13 protein-coding genes are annotated in these 14,388 nt (G+C 62.9%); 11 read left to right on the top strand and 2 right to left on the bottom strand.

The annotated features are described in order from the left end of the window. Nucleotides 1–133: 133 nt before the first annotated feature. Both lolB and KUW18_RS11525 read right to left on the bottom strand, forming a co-directional pair. Entirely contained in the window at nucleotides 134–748 is a 615-nt protein-coding gene (lolB, locus tag KUW18_RS11530) for a lipoprotein insertase outer membrane protein LolB (protein WP_261396631.1), read from the bottom strand. A gap of 98 nt (nucleotides 749–846) precedes the next feature. Further along, nucleotides 847–2,580 (bottom strand): tetratricopeptide repeat protein, encoded by a 1,734-nt coding sequence (locus tag KUW18_RS11525; RefSeq protein WP_222561451.1) that lies wholly within the window; start codon nucleotides 2,578–2,580, stop codon nucleotides 847–849. A gap of 205 nt (nucleotides 2,581–2,785) precedes the next feature. Between KUW18_RS11525 and hemA the strand changes: the two genes are divergently transcribed. The 11 genes from hemA (at nucleotide 2,786) to KUW18_RS11470 (ending at nucleotide 14,354) form a co-directional block, all read left to right on the top strand. Further along, nucleotides 2,786–4,051: a glutamyl-tRNA reductase gene (hemA, locus tag KUW18_RS11520; RefSeq protein WP_222561518.1), complete on the top strand. Its 1,266-nt coding sequence runs from the start codon at nucleotides 2,786–2,788 to the stop codon at nucleotides 4,049–4,051. 67 nt (nucleotides 4,052–4,118) lie between these two features. Next, complete coding sequence (gene prfA / locus KUW18_RS11515; protein ID WP_206943402.1) at nucleotides 4,119–5,210, top strand: peptide chain release factor 1; 1,092 nt, start codon at nucleotides 4,119–4,121, stop codon at nucleotides 5,208–5,210. Next, a complete protein-coding gene (prmC, locus tag KUW18_RS11510; RefSeq protein WP_222561450.1) occupies nucleotides 5,210–6,046 on the top strand; it encodes a peptide chain release factor N(5)-glutamine methyltransferase in 837 nt (278 codons plus the stop codon). The genes prfA and prmC overlap by 1 nt, the downstream gene beginning before the upstream one ends. Before the next feature lie 259 nt (nucleotides 6,047–6,305). Then, nucleotides 6,306–6,806 carry an Lrp/AsnC ligand binding domain-containing protein gene (locus KUW18_RS11505; RefSeq protein WP_222561449.1) on the top strand — a complete coding sequence of 167 codons (501 nt, stop codon included), beginning with the start codon at nucleotides 6,306–6,308 and terminating at the stop codon, nucleotides 6,804–6,806. A gap of 7 nt (nucleotides 6,807–6,813) precedes the next feature. Beyond that, nucleotides 6,814–7,596: a HesA/MoeB/ThiF family protein gene (locus KUW18_RS11500; RefSeq protein ID WP_222561448.1), complete on the top strand. Its 783-nt coding sequence runs from the start codon at nucleotides 6,814–6,816 to the stop codon at nucleotides 7,594–7,596. Continuing rightward, nucleotides 7,593–8,510: a LysR family transcriptional regulator gene (locus KUW18_RS11495; RefSeq protein ID WP_315900663.1), complete on the top strand. Its 918-nt coding sequence runs from the start codon at nucleotides 7,593–7,595 to the stop codon at nucleotides 8,508–8,510. The genes KUW18_RS11500 and KUW18_RS11495 overlap by 4 nt, the downstream gene beginning before the upstream one ends. Nucleotides 8,511–8,926: 416 nt before the next feature. Beyond that, nucleotides 8,927–10,216 carry an NAD(P)/FAD-dependent oxidoreductase gene (locus tag KUW18_RS11490; protein WP_222561446.1) on the top strand — a complete coding sequence of 430 codons (1,290 nt, stop codon included), beginning with the start codon at nucleotides 8,927–8,929 and terminating at the stop codon, nucleotides 10,214–10,216. A gap of 69 nt (nucleotides 10,217–10,285) precedes the next feature. Continuing rightward, complete coding sequence (locus KUW18_RS11485; RefSeq protein ID WP_222238678.1) at nucleotides 10,286–11,512, top strand: ABC transporter ATP-binding protein; 1,227 nt, start codon at nucleotides 10,286–10,288, stop codon at nucleotides 11,510–11,512. A gap of 10 nt (nucleotides 11,513–11,522) precedes the next feature. Then, the gene (locus KUW18_RS11480; protein WP_206943388.1) at nucleotides 11,523–12,440 is read left to right on the top strand and encodes an ABC transporter permease; all 918 of its coding nucleotides are present in this window, start codon (nucleotides 11,523–11,525) and stop codon (nucleotides 12,438–12,440) included. Beyond that, nucleotides 12,437–13,231, top strand: a complete 795-nt coding sequence (locus KUW18_RS11475; RefSeq protein ID WP_206943386.1) for an ABC transporter permease — start codon at nucleotides 12,437–12,439, stop codon at nucleotides 13,229–13,231. Before KUW18_RS11480 ends, KUW18_RS11475 begins: the two co-directional genes overlap by 4 nt. Nucleotides 13,232–13,286: 55 nt before the next feature. Next, nucleotides 13,287–14,354 carry a PotD/PotF family extracellular solute-binding protein gene (locus KUW18_RS11470; RefSeq protein ID WP_206943385.1) on the top strand — a complete coding sequence of 356 codons (1,068 nt, stop codon included), beginning with the start codon at nucleotides 13,287–13,289 and terminating at the stop codon, nucleotides 14,352–14,354. Nucleotides 14,355–14,388 lie beyond the last annotated feature (34 nt).

The following is a 14,388-nucleotide window of genomic DNA, read 5'->3' as shown; positions in this document are numbered from 1 at the left end:
TTACTGGTCGTGCCGTCGAGCAGCCGCGGCTGCTCGAATGACTGCTGGAATGACTGCCCGCATGACTGCCCTGGTGACAGGCCGAGCGATGGCGTGAGTGATGGTTTGCGTCATGGCGTAAGTAAAGTGCGCGTCATTCCTCGAGGGGTTGCCACTGATTGACCACCAGGGTGGCGCGCAGGTCGTCGTAGGTCATGACCAGCCGGCGCGGCAGCCAGGTACCAGACACATCTTCCCAACCACGATAGTCAATCTCCCAGCCGTCCTGTTCCAGGGTGGCCGGAAAGCCGAGCTCATCTTCTGTCATGCGGTGGTCGCTGTTGTCGGCGGGCAGTCCTCTTACCCAGTCGGTCAGACTGGACACCGGCAGTGACCAGCCCAGGCGCTGTTCCATCAGGGCTTCGGGGCTGTCGGCCTCGAAGCGCCCTTCGCTGGTCGTCAACGAGACGCGGCCGTCACGGCCTTCCAGGGTGCTGCGACCGGCGCCCATCGGTCCCGTCACCAGCAGGCGGTAGTGGTAGGGCGTCTGGCGCCAGTCCAGGTTGGCGCTGGTGGAGTCTTCAGGGGTGCGCAGTCCCACCTTGCCGGTCAGGTTCCAGGCGGTAAAGGCTTCCACCTGGGACAGCTGCGCTTCCCAGTCGCCGGATTCGCGCTCGGTGCGCGGCTCGGTCACGCTCTGGGAGGTGGCGCAGCCAGCCAATAAAGAAAGGCTAAGGGCGATAGCGGGAAGTCGTAGAGAAGGCATCATCGCGGGGTCCTTGCGGGTCATCGGGAGACACACTATGAGAATAAAGGTAGAGCGTTGCGGGGGAGGGCGGTCACCTACCCGGCAGACGCCTGGTACTGTCAGGGGGCAATTTCAGGCCGTCGATCCAGCAGGTCGACAATCAGCGGGCGCTCCTCGAAGCGTTCCTGCGCCTGCTTGAGCAGGTCGCGGGCGCGTTCGCGCTCGCCAAGATCCCACAGCACCTCAATCAGGTGGGCCGCCACTTCCTGGTCTGGAATCTGACGCCAGGCCTGTTCAATCCAGGGTAGCGCGACCTCAGGCTTGCCTTCGCGATAGGCGATCCAGCCCAGGCTGTCGAGAATCGCCGGATTGTCCGGCGACAGGTCGTAGGCGCGCTGAATCAGTCGCCTTGCCTCGGCGAAGTCATCAGGGTCGCCTGCATCTGCCAGGGTATAGCCAAGGGCATTGAGGGCGACCGCATTGTCCGGCTGCTGTTCGACCAGAGTGCGTAGATCCTGTTCCGAGGTGTCCATGTCTCCCTCGGTCCAGGCGCGCATGGCGCGGAAGTAGCGCAGGTCACCGTCTTCCGGTGTGCGGGTCAGTTCGCGATTGAGCAATGTCTCTGCCTGGGCATTCATGCCCTGCTGGTCGAGCAGCTGGACTTCGGTGACCACCAGGCCGGTGTAGGCCTCATCGTGGCGCAGGCGTTCGACCCGCAGGAACGCGCGCGCATCCAGCAGTCGATCGGCCTCGATCAGCATGCTGGCCGCCCGCTGACGGGACAGCAGGAAGTCGGGCCCAGGGGGGACACGCCGGTAGTACAGCAGGGCGTTATCGACGTCGCCTTCCTGCTCGGCGATGCTGCCGAGTAATAAATAGAGGGCGCTGGGCGCCTGAGGGTCATCGACCAGCGGCAGCAGCAGACGTCGGGCCGGCGCGCGATGGCCTTCTTCCAGGTAGAGCTGGGCCAGGCCGACCCGCAGCAGCGGGTTATCGCCGCGGGTATCCAGCAGCGTGTCGGTGTTCCCCTCGGCCGAGGTCAGGTTGCCCAGACGGATATCGGCTCGCGCCATAAGAAGAAGGAAGCGAGGATCTTCCGGTGACTGGTCAAGGCCGCGGCGCGCGGTGCTGCGAGCCTGCTGGTAGCGGCCTGCATCCAGAGCGATGCGTGATTCCGCCAGCAGTCCCTGGGTGCTGTTACGACTGCTGGCCTCGAGTGCGGCAATTCGCCGCTGTGCCGCGTCGTGGTTGCCCGCGGCGGAATCGGTCAGGGCCAAGGCCAGCTGCAGGTCGTCCCGTTGGCGCGCGTCGCGCTGACCGGTGGTCAACGCCTCGTTCAATTCTGCCGCCAGCGCCTGAGGATCGGCGCCGCTGGACAGGGCGGTGTCGACGAAGCGAGTAATGTCGTCTTCCCCGGGGGCGATCAGCCGCTGCTGCAGCGCTTCTGTCCAGTTGCCGCGGCTGCCCGCCAGGTTGCCGAGAATCTGAGCCGCCACCGGGGCTTCTGGAGAGACCGACTGCCACTGGCGCGCTGCGCGTTCGATCAAGGCGGTATCGTCGGTAAAGCGTGCCGCCAGGGTGGCGCGCTCGACCAGGGCCGGCGAGCGATAGCGTTCGGCGGCGGCCAGATAGCCTTCGGTGGCTCGACGATAGTCGCCGCGCTGGCCAGCCATCTCCGCGATCAACAGGGTCGACAGGCCTTCGGCGTCGAGCCCCCGGGTGATCGGGGGAGCGCCCGCCATCGGGTCGTCGGATGCCATGTCATAGGCGCTGCCGCTGGGGCTATAGGAGACGCTTTGGCAGCCGGCAAGCCACGCTGTCAGCGACAGGGCAAGCAGGGTGCGGACTGGCATTCCTTGGCGCGCGTTCGAAGGCATTGAGGCATCATCTTTTCCATCAGGAATCCCAGCATAACGGCTTGGCGTCTCTTGGCAAAGGTCAATACCTTAAGGCGGCGACAAGGGAGCGAGCTCGCCACACCCTATGGTAGGATAGGGCGCCTTGCAGGAGTGGTTCACTGGACCACCCCAGACACCCGCTGATGAAGACGTCGAACGCATGACCCTGCTCGCCCTTGGCATCAATCATCGAACCGCCGCCATCGAGGTGCGCGAAAAGGTGGCTTTTGGCCCCTCGCAGCTGACGCTGGCGCTCAACGAGCTGCGCGCGCTGCCTGGTGTGCACGAAGCGGCGGTGCTGTCGACCTGTAACCGTACCGAGCTGTACTGCGTCACCGATGCTCGCGGCGAGTCCGACGTACTTGATTGGCTCAGCCGGTTTCACGCTCTACCCCGAGAAGAGCTGTTGCACTGCGCCTACCATTATCTGGATGGGGATGCCGCCCGACACCTGATGCGTGTGGCGGTAGGTCTCGATTCCATGGTGCTGGGTGAGCCTCAGATTCTGGGGCAGATCAAGGACGCCTATCAGGCGGCGCGCGAGGCGCAGGGGCTGGGGGGAGAGCTCGAGCGACTGTTTCAACATACCTTTGCCGTCGCCAAGCAGGTGCGTACCGAGACGGCCATCGGTGAGAACCCGGTGTCGGTGGCGTATGCCGCCGTCAGTCTGGCCAGTCGCATTTTCGATGATTTCGGTCGCGCCCGAGCGCTGCTGATCGGGGCGGGCGAGACCACCGAGCTGGTGGCCCGCCATCTGCATGAGGCGGGGGTGCAGCAGTTGACCGTGGCCAATCGCACCCGCGAGCGCGCCAGCGTGCTGGCCGGTGCCCTGGGTGGCACCGCCATCAGCCTCGATGAAATTCCCGAGGCGCTGGAACATGCCGACATCGTGATCTCTTCCACGGCGGCGCCGCTGCCGATACTGGGCAAGGGGATGGTGGAGCGGGCGCTGAAGCGTCGCCGTCATCGCCCCGTGTTCATGGTGGACATCGCGGTGCCGAGGGACATTGAGCCCGAGGTGGGGGACCTGTCCGATATCTTCCTTTATACCGTCGATGACCTGCAGGAGGTCATCGAGGAAAATCGCCGCCACCGGCAGGTGGCCGCGGATCAGGCAGAATCGCTGATCGAGCATGGCGTTACCCACTGGCACAAGGAGCGCCGCGTTCGTGGCGCCGGTGAAGTGATTCGTGACGTGCGTGCCAAGGGCGAGGCGCTGCGCGATGAGGCCCAGGCTCAGGCCCTGGAGCGGCTGGCCAAGGGGGAAGACCCTGAGGCCGTGGTTCGGCGGCTGGCCCACCAGTTGACCAATCGCCTGTTGCACCAGCCGACCCTGGCGCTGCGAGGCGCGGCTGCCGACGAGCGCCAGGAGCTGATGGATGCTGCTGTGGAGCTGCTGCTGGGCGAGTCCCATTCGCCGGGCTGATGCGCTCAGCACGGCCTGCGGCTGTCGGGTGTGCTGCTCCCTCTTACATGATTTCAAGGAATAACCGATGAAAGCTTCCCTGCGTGAGCGCCTCGATGCCTTCGTCGACCGCTTCGAGGAACTCTCTGCCCTGCTGGCAGAGCCCGATGTGATCAGCGACCAGGCTCGCTTTCGTGACTACTCTCGTGAATACGCTGAGCTTGAGCCTCTGGTCGAGGCCTGGCAGCGCTATCGCAGCATCGAAGAGGATGTGGCCACTGCCGAGCAGATGGCCGAAGACGCCGACGCCGATATGCGTGAGCTGGCTCAGCTGGAGCGCGAAGAAGGGCTTGAGCGACTCGAGGCGCTCGAGGTCGAGCTGAAGCAGCTGCTGGTGCCCAAGGACCCTGATGATGGACGTAACGTCTTTCTCGAGGTGCGTGCCGGCACCGGCGGTGACGAAGCGGCGCTGTTTGCCGGTGACCTGTTTCGCATGTACTCCCGCTACGCCGAAAACCAGGGGTGGAAGGTCGAAGTGGTCAGCGCCAGCCACGGTGAGCAGGGCGGTTACAAGGAAATCATTTCGCGGGTCAAGGGTGAGGGGGTCTATGCACGGCTCAAGTTTGAGTCCGGGGCCCATCGCGTTCAGCGAGTTCCCGCCACCGAATCCCAGGGGCGTATCCATACCTCGGCGTGCACCGTCGCGGTGATGCCGGAGGCGGACGAGGTCTCCGATATCGATATCAACCCTGCCGATCTTCGCGTCGACACCTTTCGTTCCAGCGGTGCGGGTGGTCAGCACGTCAACACCACCGACTCCGCCATCCGTATCACCCACCTGCCCACCGGCGTGGTCGTGGAGTGTCAGGAAGAGCGCAGTCAGCACAAGAATCGCGCCAAGGCTATGTCACTGCTGGCCGCCCGGCTCAAGCAATCCGCCCAGGACAGTCAGCGGCAGGAGCAGGCCGATGCCCGCCGTTCGCTGGTCGGGTCGGGGGATCGCAGTGAGCGCATTCGCACCTATAACTTCCCCCAGGGGCGGGTGACCGACCACCGCATCAACCTGACGCTCTACAAGCTCGGTGAGGTGGTGTCAGGTGAAGGGCTGGATGAGGTGATCCAGCCGCTGATCCATGAGTATCAGGCGGAACAGCTGGCAGCGCTGCAGCAGGAGCATTGATGCGCATCGACCTGTTGCTGGGCCGCGCGGGCGCGAGGCTAGCCTCCGCTGGCAGCCCCACTGCGCGGCTGGATGCGGAAGTGCTGGCGATGAAGGTGCTTGGGGTCGATCGCACCTGGCTCTACACCTGGGGCGACCGCCCCATGGAACCGCTGGCAAGGGCGCGCTTCGAGGCTCTGGTCGCTGCCCGCGCCCAGGGCACCCCGGTGGCCTACCTGACCGGCGAGCGAGAGTTCTGGGGACTGACGCTGGAGACGGCGCCCAGCACGCTGATCCCCCGTCCCGATACCGAAACCCTGGTCACGGCGGCGCTGGAAAAGGCGCAGGCTGACGTCGGCCGTTTTCTCGACCTGGGCACCGGTACCGGGGCTATCGCCCTGGCGGTTGCCAGCGAGCGCCCGGCCTGGCATGTCACCGCGGTAGACCTGTCTGTGGATGCCGTGGCGCTGGCGCGGCGCAATGCGCGTCGTCATGGACTGCAGGTCCGCGTTCAGCAGAGCGACTGGTTTACGGCTGTCGCGGGTGAGCGCTTTGATCTGATTGCCTCCAATCCTCCCTATATTGATCCGGATGATCCTCATCTGGACCTGGGAGACGTGCGCTATGAACCGGCTTCGGCGCTGGTGGCCGCCGACCGAGGATTAGCGGACCTCTTCACCATTGCCGACCAGGCGCGAGAGCACCTCACGGTTGGAGGCTGGTTGATGATGGAGCACGGCTTCGACCAGGCGACGGCGGTGCGCGACCAGTTGATCGCACTGGGCTATGCCAATGCCAGCAGTCTTCGGGATCTGGCGGGACACTCGCGAGTGACGCTTGGGCAGTGGTTGCCGTAGCTCTCCGCCCTGCTTGGACCCAGCGGCAGGACAGGCGCGAATGACGGCGGTTTCCACGGGGATAGTGGTGCGCTGAAGCGGCCGCTGCGTTGAACCTCGGGGTGGAGTCCGTCAGAGGGCTGTGATACTGATAATCAGAAAAATACGTTGCCACCGCGCGGCGGGGCGCGAGAGATTGTTGTGAAATGCCTCTTTGTCAGGTCTTTTTTGGTCGATCTTTCCAGCTCACTGTCCCTGCCGCTAGATCATCAGGACCACAATGAAAATCAAGAACCGTTCCCTTGATCGTATTGATCTCAAGATCCTTCGCTGCCTTCAGGACAATGCCCGTGTGTCGTATGTGGACCTCGCCGCTCAGGTAGGGCTGTCCACCACGCCCTGCCTGGAGCGGGTCAAGCGCCTGGAGCGCTCCGGCGTTATCCGCGGCTACAAGGCCATTCTCAATCCGCGCATGCTCAAGGCCAACCTGCTGGTCTTTGTGGAGATTAGTCTGGAGACGCAGTCTCCCGCCGTCTTCGATGAGTTTCGCCGGGCGGTCTCAAAGTTGCCCCAGATCCAGGAGTGCCACCTGGTCTCCGGTCAGTTCGACTACATTCTCAAGTGCCGGATTCCGGAAATGTCGGCGTATCGCCAGCTGCTGGGGGATGTGGTCCTGACGCTGCCCGGAGTCAAGGAATCCAAGAGCTACGTGGTCATGGAGGAGGTGAAGGAAGACTTCGCCCTGCATGTGCCGGACATCGCAGAATTCGAGGACAAGTGACCGCGCCATGAATGATCAGCAACTGCTGCGTTACAGCCGCCAGATCATGCTGCCTCAGGTCGATATCGAAGGGCAGGAGCGCCTGCTCGGCAGCCATGCCTTGGTCGTCGGGGCGGGAGGGCTGGGGTCTCCGGTGGCGCTGTACCTGGCCGCGGCCGGGGTCGGCGAGCTGACCATCGCCGATGCCGATAGTGTCGAGCTGTCCAATCTGCAGCGCCAGATCGCCCATCGTCAGGCAGACCTGGGACGCAACAAGGCGAGCTCTGCCGCAGAGGCTGCCACGGCGCTCAACGAGGGCTGTCAGGTGCATATCGTCGAGCAGCATCTCGATACCGCCGCCCTCGCTGCCCTGGCCAGCAAGGTCGACGTCATCGTGGACTGCACCGATCGTTTCAGCAGTCGCTATGCGGTCAATGCCGCCAGCGTGGCGGCCGGCGTCCCGCTGGTGTCCGGGGCGGCGATTCGGTTCTCTGGCCAGCTGGCGGTATTTGATCCGCGCCAGGAGCAGAGTCCCTGCTACGCCTGCCTCTACCCCCAGGACGACCAGCAGGATGAGGCACTATCCTGCGCCGAGAGTGGCGTGATTTCCCCCCTGGTAGGGGTGATCGGCTGTTTTCAGGCCCTTGAGGCGGTCAAGCTGCTGGCGGGAGCGGGGCAGTCGCACCAGGGACTTGCTACCTTTGATGGCCTGTCCGGTGAGTGGCGTCATTACCGGCTGAGCCGCGACCCTCACTGTCCTGAGTGCCGCCAGCGTCCCACCGAGTCTCAGCCGCAAGAGCAGACGCCGTGAGCCGACAGCGGCCAGTCACGGATTTTGATATCCGCCTGCTGCGGGTGTTCAAGGCAGTGGCCGAGTGCGGCGGCTTTTCCGCTGCCGAGAGCGAGCTTGGCATCAGTCGGTCGGCCATCAGTCTGCACATGGGGGATCTGGAAAAGCGTCTTGGGCTCAAACTCTGTCGCCGGGGGCGAGGCGGCTTTGCGCTGACCGAGGAGGGGCGCGAGGTTCTGGAAGGGGCTCGACGTCTGCTGTCGGGGCTCGAAGCCTTTCGCACCGAGGTGAATGCGCTGCATCACAGCCTTCGTGGTGAGCTGAATATCGGCATTACGGACACGCTGGTCAGCTCGCCTGAGATGCGCATCACCCATGCCCTGGCCAGCCTCAAGGCCCAGGGCCCCGATGTGCGCATCAATATGCATATGGATCCCCCGGGAGAGATTGCCAGGGGAGTGCTGGATGGCCGCCTGCATGTGGGGGTGGTTCCGGCGGTCAATCTTCCCACCAGTCTCGACAGTCATGCGCTCTACAGCGAGCGTTCCGGGCTCTACTGCGGTCGAGGGCACCCCTTGTTCGACGCAAAAGACGTGGCACTGGACGCACTCACCGACTGGGACGCGGTGGTGCCTTCCTACCCACTCCCGGATGACGGTCGCGAGCGCCATCAGGGGCTCAAGGCCAGTGCCACCGCATCCGATCGCGAGGGTGCGGCCTTTCTGATCCTCACCGGGGCCTACCTGGGATACTTGCCAGATCACCATGCCCAGATCTGGGTGGCCCAGGGGCGGCTGCGTGAGCTTTGCCCGGCGCAGGCCGCGTACGAGACGCCGTTCGTCGCCATCACTCGCCGTGATCGGCGTCCGCATCGCGTGCTGGAAGTCTTTCTGGAGGCGTTGGGACACGAAGCCCAATCAGCGCGAGAGCCCTGATGATGGCGTGCGTTGTGTGCTCGCGTATTTCTGCTAGTCTGCTTCGTCGCTCATCGTTGATGACGGCGATGTGAGCGTATTGGGCCTGGACCAGGTGTCGAGTTTTTTTACCTTGATGGTGCTAAGTTCTGCCAGCTGCATAACAGTATGACCGACGCGTTAACGATGTCTTTTGGTCGTCCGGGACGATATGAAGCCAGAAGCGCAAAGTCTAGGTGTCGTAGCTGGAGACATGTTCGTCAAGGCCATCAGGATGGCCATGCGTTAGGAATTACTGACCTTAGGGTTAGTAGGTTTGTGTTATTGGATACTTGACGCCAGGTGGCGAAAAAATGGCACACTGTCGTCATCACCTTGCTAAAAAGGTGTGAGATTCGATAACAACAAGCGTTTACGCAACCAACACGGATTCTCCCATGACAGATTCTTCCTCGTCCGCGGCGGCCTCCTGGTACCGTGACTCCATCAAGGTGGAGCTGGCGCCGACACCGGCACTAGAAGGCCAGGTGCATGCGGACGTCTGTGTGGTCGGTGGGGGTATTACCGGCTGCTCGACAGCACTTCATCTGGCCGAGCGTGGCTACAAGGTGGTGGTCCTGGACGCTCAGGAGGTCGGCTACGGCGCCTCTGGTCGCAGTGGCGGGCAAATCCTGCCGGGGCTTGGCACCGACATGAGTACCGTGGAGCAAGCCCTTGGGCTATCGGCTGCACGGGATATCTGGGAGATGAGTCGCGAGGCGGTTCGTCTGACCGCTGACCTCATTAAGCAGCATGACATTCCTTGCGAGCTTGCCTGGGGTTACCTGCATGCAGCGGTGAAACCGCGCCACGTTCGCGAGCTGCGCGAGCACCAGGACACCATGGCACGGAAGTACGATTACCGTGCGCTTGAATGGCGCGAGGGTGCCGCACTCAAGGAGCATGTGGTGACCGACGCCTATCCGGCCGCCCTGTGGGAGTCGGAAGCGGGCCATCTCCATCCCCTCAACTACACCTTGGGTCTCGCCCGTGCAGCGCAGCAGGCCGGGGCCGTCTTCCACGGTTTCAGTCCGGTCTCGTCGATCGAGCAGGGCACCCCAGCGCGGGTGCTCACGCCACAGGGGCAGGTCACCGCCGACAGCGTGGTGGTCGCGACCAATGCCTACGGCGACGCATTGCTGCCCCGCCTGAGCGGGCGGGTCATGCGCTGCGCCAACTACATGATTGCCACCGCGCCCATGAGTGAAGAGCAGGCCGCGTTGGTGCTGCCCCGTAACGATGCGCTGTCCGATGCCAACTTTGTGCTGGATTACTATCGGCTGTCGGCGGACCGTCGCCTGATCTATGGCGGCGAGGTCAGCTACGATGGGCGCCCTCCACGTGGGCTCGAGGCGCGCATTGATGGCAAGATTCGGCGTCTGTTTCCCGTGCTCAACGATGTTCAGATCGACTACCGTTGGGGTGGCGACGTCGCCATCACCTTCAACCGGGCGCCGGACTTCGGGCGTGTAGCGGCCAACGTCTACTACGCGCAAGGATACTCTGGACATGGCATGGCCATGGCCGGCCTCGCTGGCAAGCTGATGGCGGAAACGATTGCCGGCCAGAGCGAGCGCTTCGATGTCTTTGCTGCCATGCCCCATCGCCGCTTCCCTGGCGGTCGTCTTTTGAGGACGCCGCTGTTGTTGCTCGCCACACATTTCTACAAGCTTCGCGATCGGCTGTAGCAACGCACGGTCACGCTTCAACGACCGCAGCGTTTCACTGATGTGCCGACCATGACGAGGATCCCCCCTATGACCGAGATACCTTCCGCTCAGCGTGCGACCCAGCATGCCGGTGATTCCAGCGCTACGCCCGCGGACTCCGGCGAGGCTGAGCATGTTGCACAACCGCACGGTTCGTCACAGCACGAGCTGTCAGAGCATGGTCCTTCAGAGCACGACCGGCCCGCAGACGGCGGACCAGAGCGCAGCGCCTCGTCGATCCATATGCAGGGACTGCACAAGCGCTTCGGCAACAGCACCGTGGCCCTTGATGGCGTTGATCTCACTATTCAGGCGGGAGAGTTCTTTACCCTGCTGGGGCCGTCTGGCTGTGGCAAGACAACCCTGCTGCGGATCCTCGCGGGCCTGGAAGAAGCCGATGATGGACGTCTGACCATCGGTCAGCGTGATGTCACCGACGTGCCGCCCCACCAGCGCAGCGTCAATACGGTGTTCCAGTCCTATGCCCTGTTTCCGCACCTTTCCGTGCGCGAGAACCTGGCCTTTGGCCTCAAGATGCGGGGTGTCGATCGTCAGCAGCGGGAAGAGCGGGTGGCGCGTATTGCGCAGTTTATCCAGCTGGGGGATCTCATCGACCGGCGTATCGATCAGCTGTCGGGCGGCCAGCGTCAGCGCATTGCCCTGGCTCGAGCGCTGGTGTGCGAGCCGGATGTACTGCTGTTGGATGAGCCTCTGTCGGCGCTTGATGCGGGCTTGCGCAGCCAGCTGCAGGTGGAATTACTGAGGGTCCAGAAGCGGCTGGGCATGACCTTTGTGTTCGTGACCCACGATCAGGACGAGGCAATGGTCATGTCCGATCGTATCGCCGTGCTCAACGGAGGCACGATCCAGCAGGTGGGGCCTCCACGTGATGTCTACGAACGGCCCGTCAATGCGTTTGTGGCGCGCTTTATGGGACATGACAACCTCTATCCCATCAGCCGCCGGCAGGGGGATCGGGTGACCACCGAGCTGGGCGAACTGGTGCTCGAACCGGGCACGGCGGGCAGCGATGAGCTGCTGTTGATTCGCCCTGAAACCCTGGACGTGCTGCCGGGAACGCAGCAGGGCGCCAATCACCTGCATGGCAGGGTGGTGGAACGCCTGTATCGGGGCAGTCACGCCGAGTTTCGCCTGGCGGTCGGCGCGGCCACGATCCAGGCCACGATCAACAACCGTGGACACCGGCTGCCCGAGGTGGATGACGAGGTGACCCTGGTGGTGGCCGCTGAAGATCTTGTGACCGTTGCTGCATAGGGGACCGAGCATGAACGATACTGCTGTGCTCGGCCGTAGCCGAGCCATGGTGACCGAGACTAGGCATCTGCTGTTTACCGTCAGTCCCGGTGCTGCATGGATCATCCTTTTTCTGGTGCTGCCCAGTGCCTATCTGATGGGCGTGGCCTTCATGACCAACGGGCCCTATGGACTGCCCGAGATGCCATTGTCGCTGGAGTCCTTTCGCCAGCTGGCGGGATTCGGCTTTCTGGGCTGGAGCCCGGGCAACCTCTATACGCTGTTGAGGTCGCTGTGGCAGACCGTGGTGGCGACAGGGTTGGTGGTCGTCGTGGCCTATCCGATCGCCTACTACATCACCACCTGTCGAGCTCGCTGGCGGCCGATCATGCTGCTGCTGGTGGTCGTGCCGTCCTGGACCAATCAGGTCATCCGCACCTTTGGCTGGATGAATCTGCTGGCACCGGGGACGCCGCTGTCGGCTGCCGCCGAAACGTTGGGACTGATTGCCCCGAACATGGGCCTGTATCCGTCGAACTTCGCCGTCACCCTGGGCCTGGTCTACAACTTCCTGCCGTTTATGGTGCTGCCGCTGTACGCCGCCTTTGAAAAACTGGATACGGCGCAGGTCGAGGCGGCCCAGGATCTCTACGCCACGCCCATCAAGGCCTTCTGGCACGCGGTGTTTCCGCAGACCTTGCCGGGACTGCTGGCGGGCGTGGTGCTGGTGGCCATCCCGGCCTTTGGCATGTATGTGATCCCTGAGCTGCTGGGCGGTGGCAAGGCGTTGATGCTGGGCAACCTGGTCGCCAACCAGTTCTCGGGTGGCTCCAACTGGCCGCTCGGCGCCGCCGGCGCCATCTTGATGCTGCTGGCAACCTTTGCTGGGCTTTATGCCATGCGGCGTATTGGCAAACGCCTGGGCGGTGGAGAGGAGGTGGTGATATGAGAAAGCGCACCCTCAAGCGTGGACTGACGGGCTTCTGGTGGTTGACCCTGGTCTTCCTGTACCTGCCGCTGGCTGTGGTGGTGATGTTTTCCTTCAACGCCGCCAATAGCGCCGCCAGCATGACCGGCTTCTCCCTGCGCTGGTATCACCAGCTGTTTGCCAATGACCAGATCATGAGTGCCTTCGGCAATACCCTGGTGCTGGCGCTGGCATCGTCACTGATCGCCCTGGCGATCGGCTGTCTGATCGGGTACGGCATGTATCGCCACCGGCATCGCAAGCTGGGCTGGTTGATCGTGCTGATCTATCTGCCGATCGTGTTGCCGGATATCGTCTTCGGCATCTCCGAGATGGCCTTTTTCGTCAAGCTCCACGAGTTGACCGGCTGGTTCAAGCCTGGACTCGGGACGATGATCATCGCTCACGTGACCTTTCAGATTCCGTTTGTGGCGCTGATTGTCTACTCCCGTTTCGTGGGGCTCGACCCCACCCTGTTTGAGGCAGCCAAGGACTTGTACGCGACCCCGATCAAGCGGGTGGTGCACTTCATGCTGCCGACCATCAAACCGGCGTTGATATCTGCCTTCTTCCTTTCCTTTACCCTGTCGGTGGATGATTTCGTCATCAGCTTCTTCACCTCGGGACCGGAAAGCGCCACCTTGCCGATCTATATCTGGGGGGCCATCAAGAAGGGGGTCTCACCAGAGATCAACGCCATTGCCACCTTGATGATCGCTGCCGTGGCGCTGGCTGCTGTCGCCAGCCTTGCCATCAATCGGCGCAAGGCGTGAAGGACCGATAACCGATACCTGTTCCATGACCCAGGGCACCAGGGAGACCCACACCATGCTCTATCGCAACCGCATCGCCGCCGGCATCACCTTGGCCAGCGTCCTGTTCACGGGAGCCGCTCAGGCCGAAGAGGGCAAGCTGTACCTGTTCAATTGGACCGAGTACATGGACCCCGAGATCATCGAGGCGTTTGAGGAGAGGTACGACGTTGAGGTCGTGACCAACTACTTCAACTCGAACCCTGAAATGATCGCCAAGCTCAATGCTGGCGGCACGTCCCAGTACGACATTGTGGTGCCGTCGAACTACTACATTCCGCGGATGATCGAGACGGGCCTGGTGCAGAAGCTTGACCGTGCACTGATCCCGAATTTCGATAACCTGATGGACCAGTTCAAGGACCCCAGCTTCGACCCGGGTGCTGAGTACTCGGCGGCGTATCAGTGGGGCACCACCGGTATCGTGTATAACACCGAGACCTTCCCTGAGGCGCCGAAGAGCTGGTCATTGCTGTTTGATCCGGAGGTCAATGGCGACTATCCGTTCTCGATGATCCAGGACGGCCAGGTGGCCACCGGCAGCGCCTGCGCCTATCTGGTAGGCAACTTCCAGTGCAGCAGTCTGGATGATTTGAAGCAGGCCGCGAGACTGCTGATCGAAACCAAGAACCGCGATAACTTCTCCGGTTTTACCGATGGCACGCCGACGCTGCAGCAGCTGGCGCGGGGCGTTACCCACGTCGGCATGTCCTTCAATGGCGACTATCTGTACTTCAAGGATGAAGACCCGGAAACCTTCGAGCATCTTGCCTTCATCATTCCCGACGAGGGCGCCGAGATGTGGGTGGACTCCATGGTCATTCCCGTGGATGCCCCCAACCCGGAACTCGCGCACAAGTTCATCGACTTCATTCTGGACGCCGAAATTGGCGCTCAGCTGTCCAATTACAACTATTACGCAAGCCCCAACGAGGCCGCGCGGCCTTACCTCGATGAGGTGCTGACGCAGCCGCCGACCCAGCCGACCGAAGACGATATGGAACGCCTTCGCTTCACCCCCAGCCTGTCAGGCCAACAGCTGCAGACCTTCCAGCAGCTGTGGTCCGAGGTAAAGGCTCGGTGATGCCACTGCCGCGAGGCGTTCAGCGCCTCGCGGC

This window comes from Halomonas sp. DP5Y7-2, from assembly GCF_019802025.1.
In the GTDB taxonomy this organism is placed as follows: domain Bacteria; phylum Pseudomonadota; class Gammaproteobacteria; order Pseudomonadales; family Halomonadaceae; genus Halomonas; species Halomonas litopenaei_A.
The sequence above is the reverse complement of the archived record's forward strand: the minus strand, read 5'-3'. Positions and strand labels throughout refer to the sequence as shown.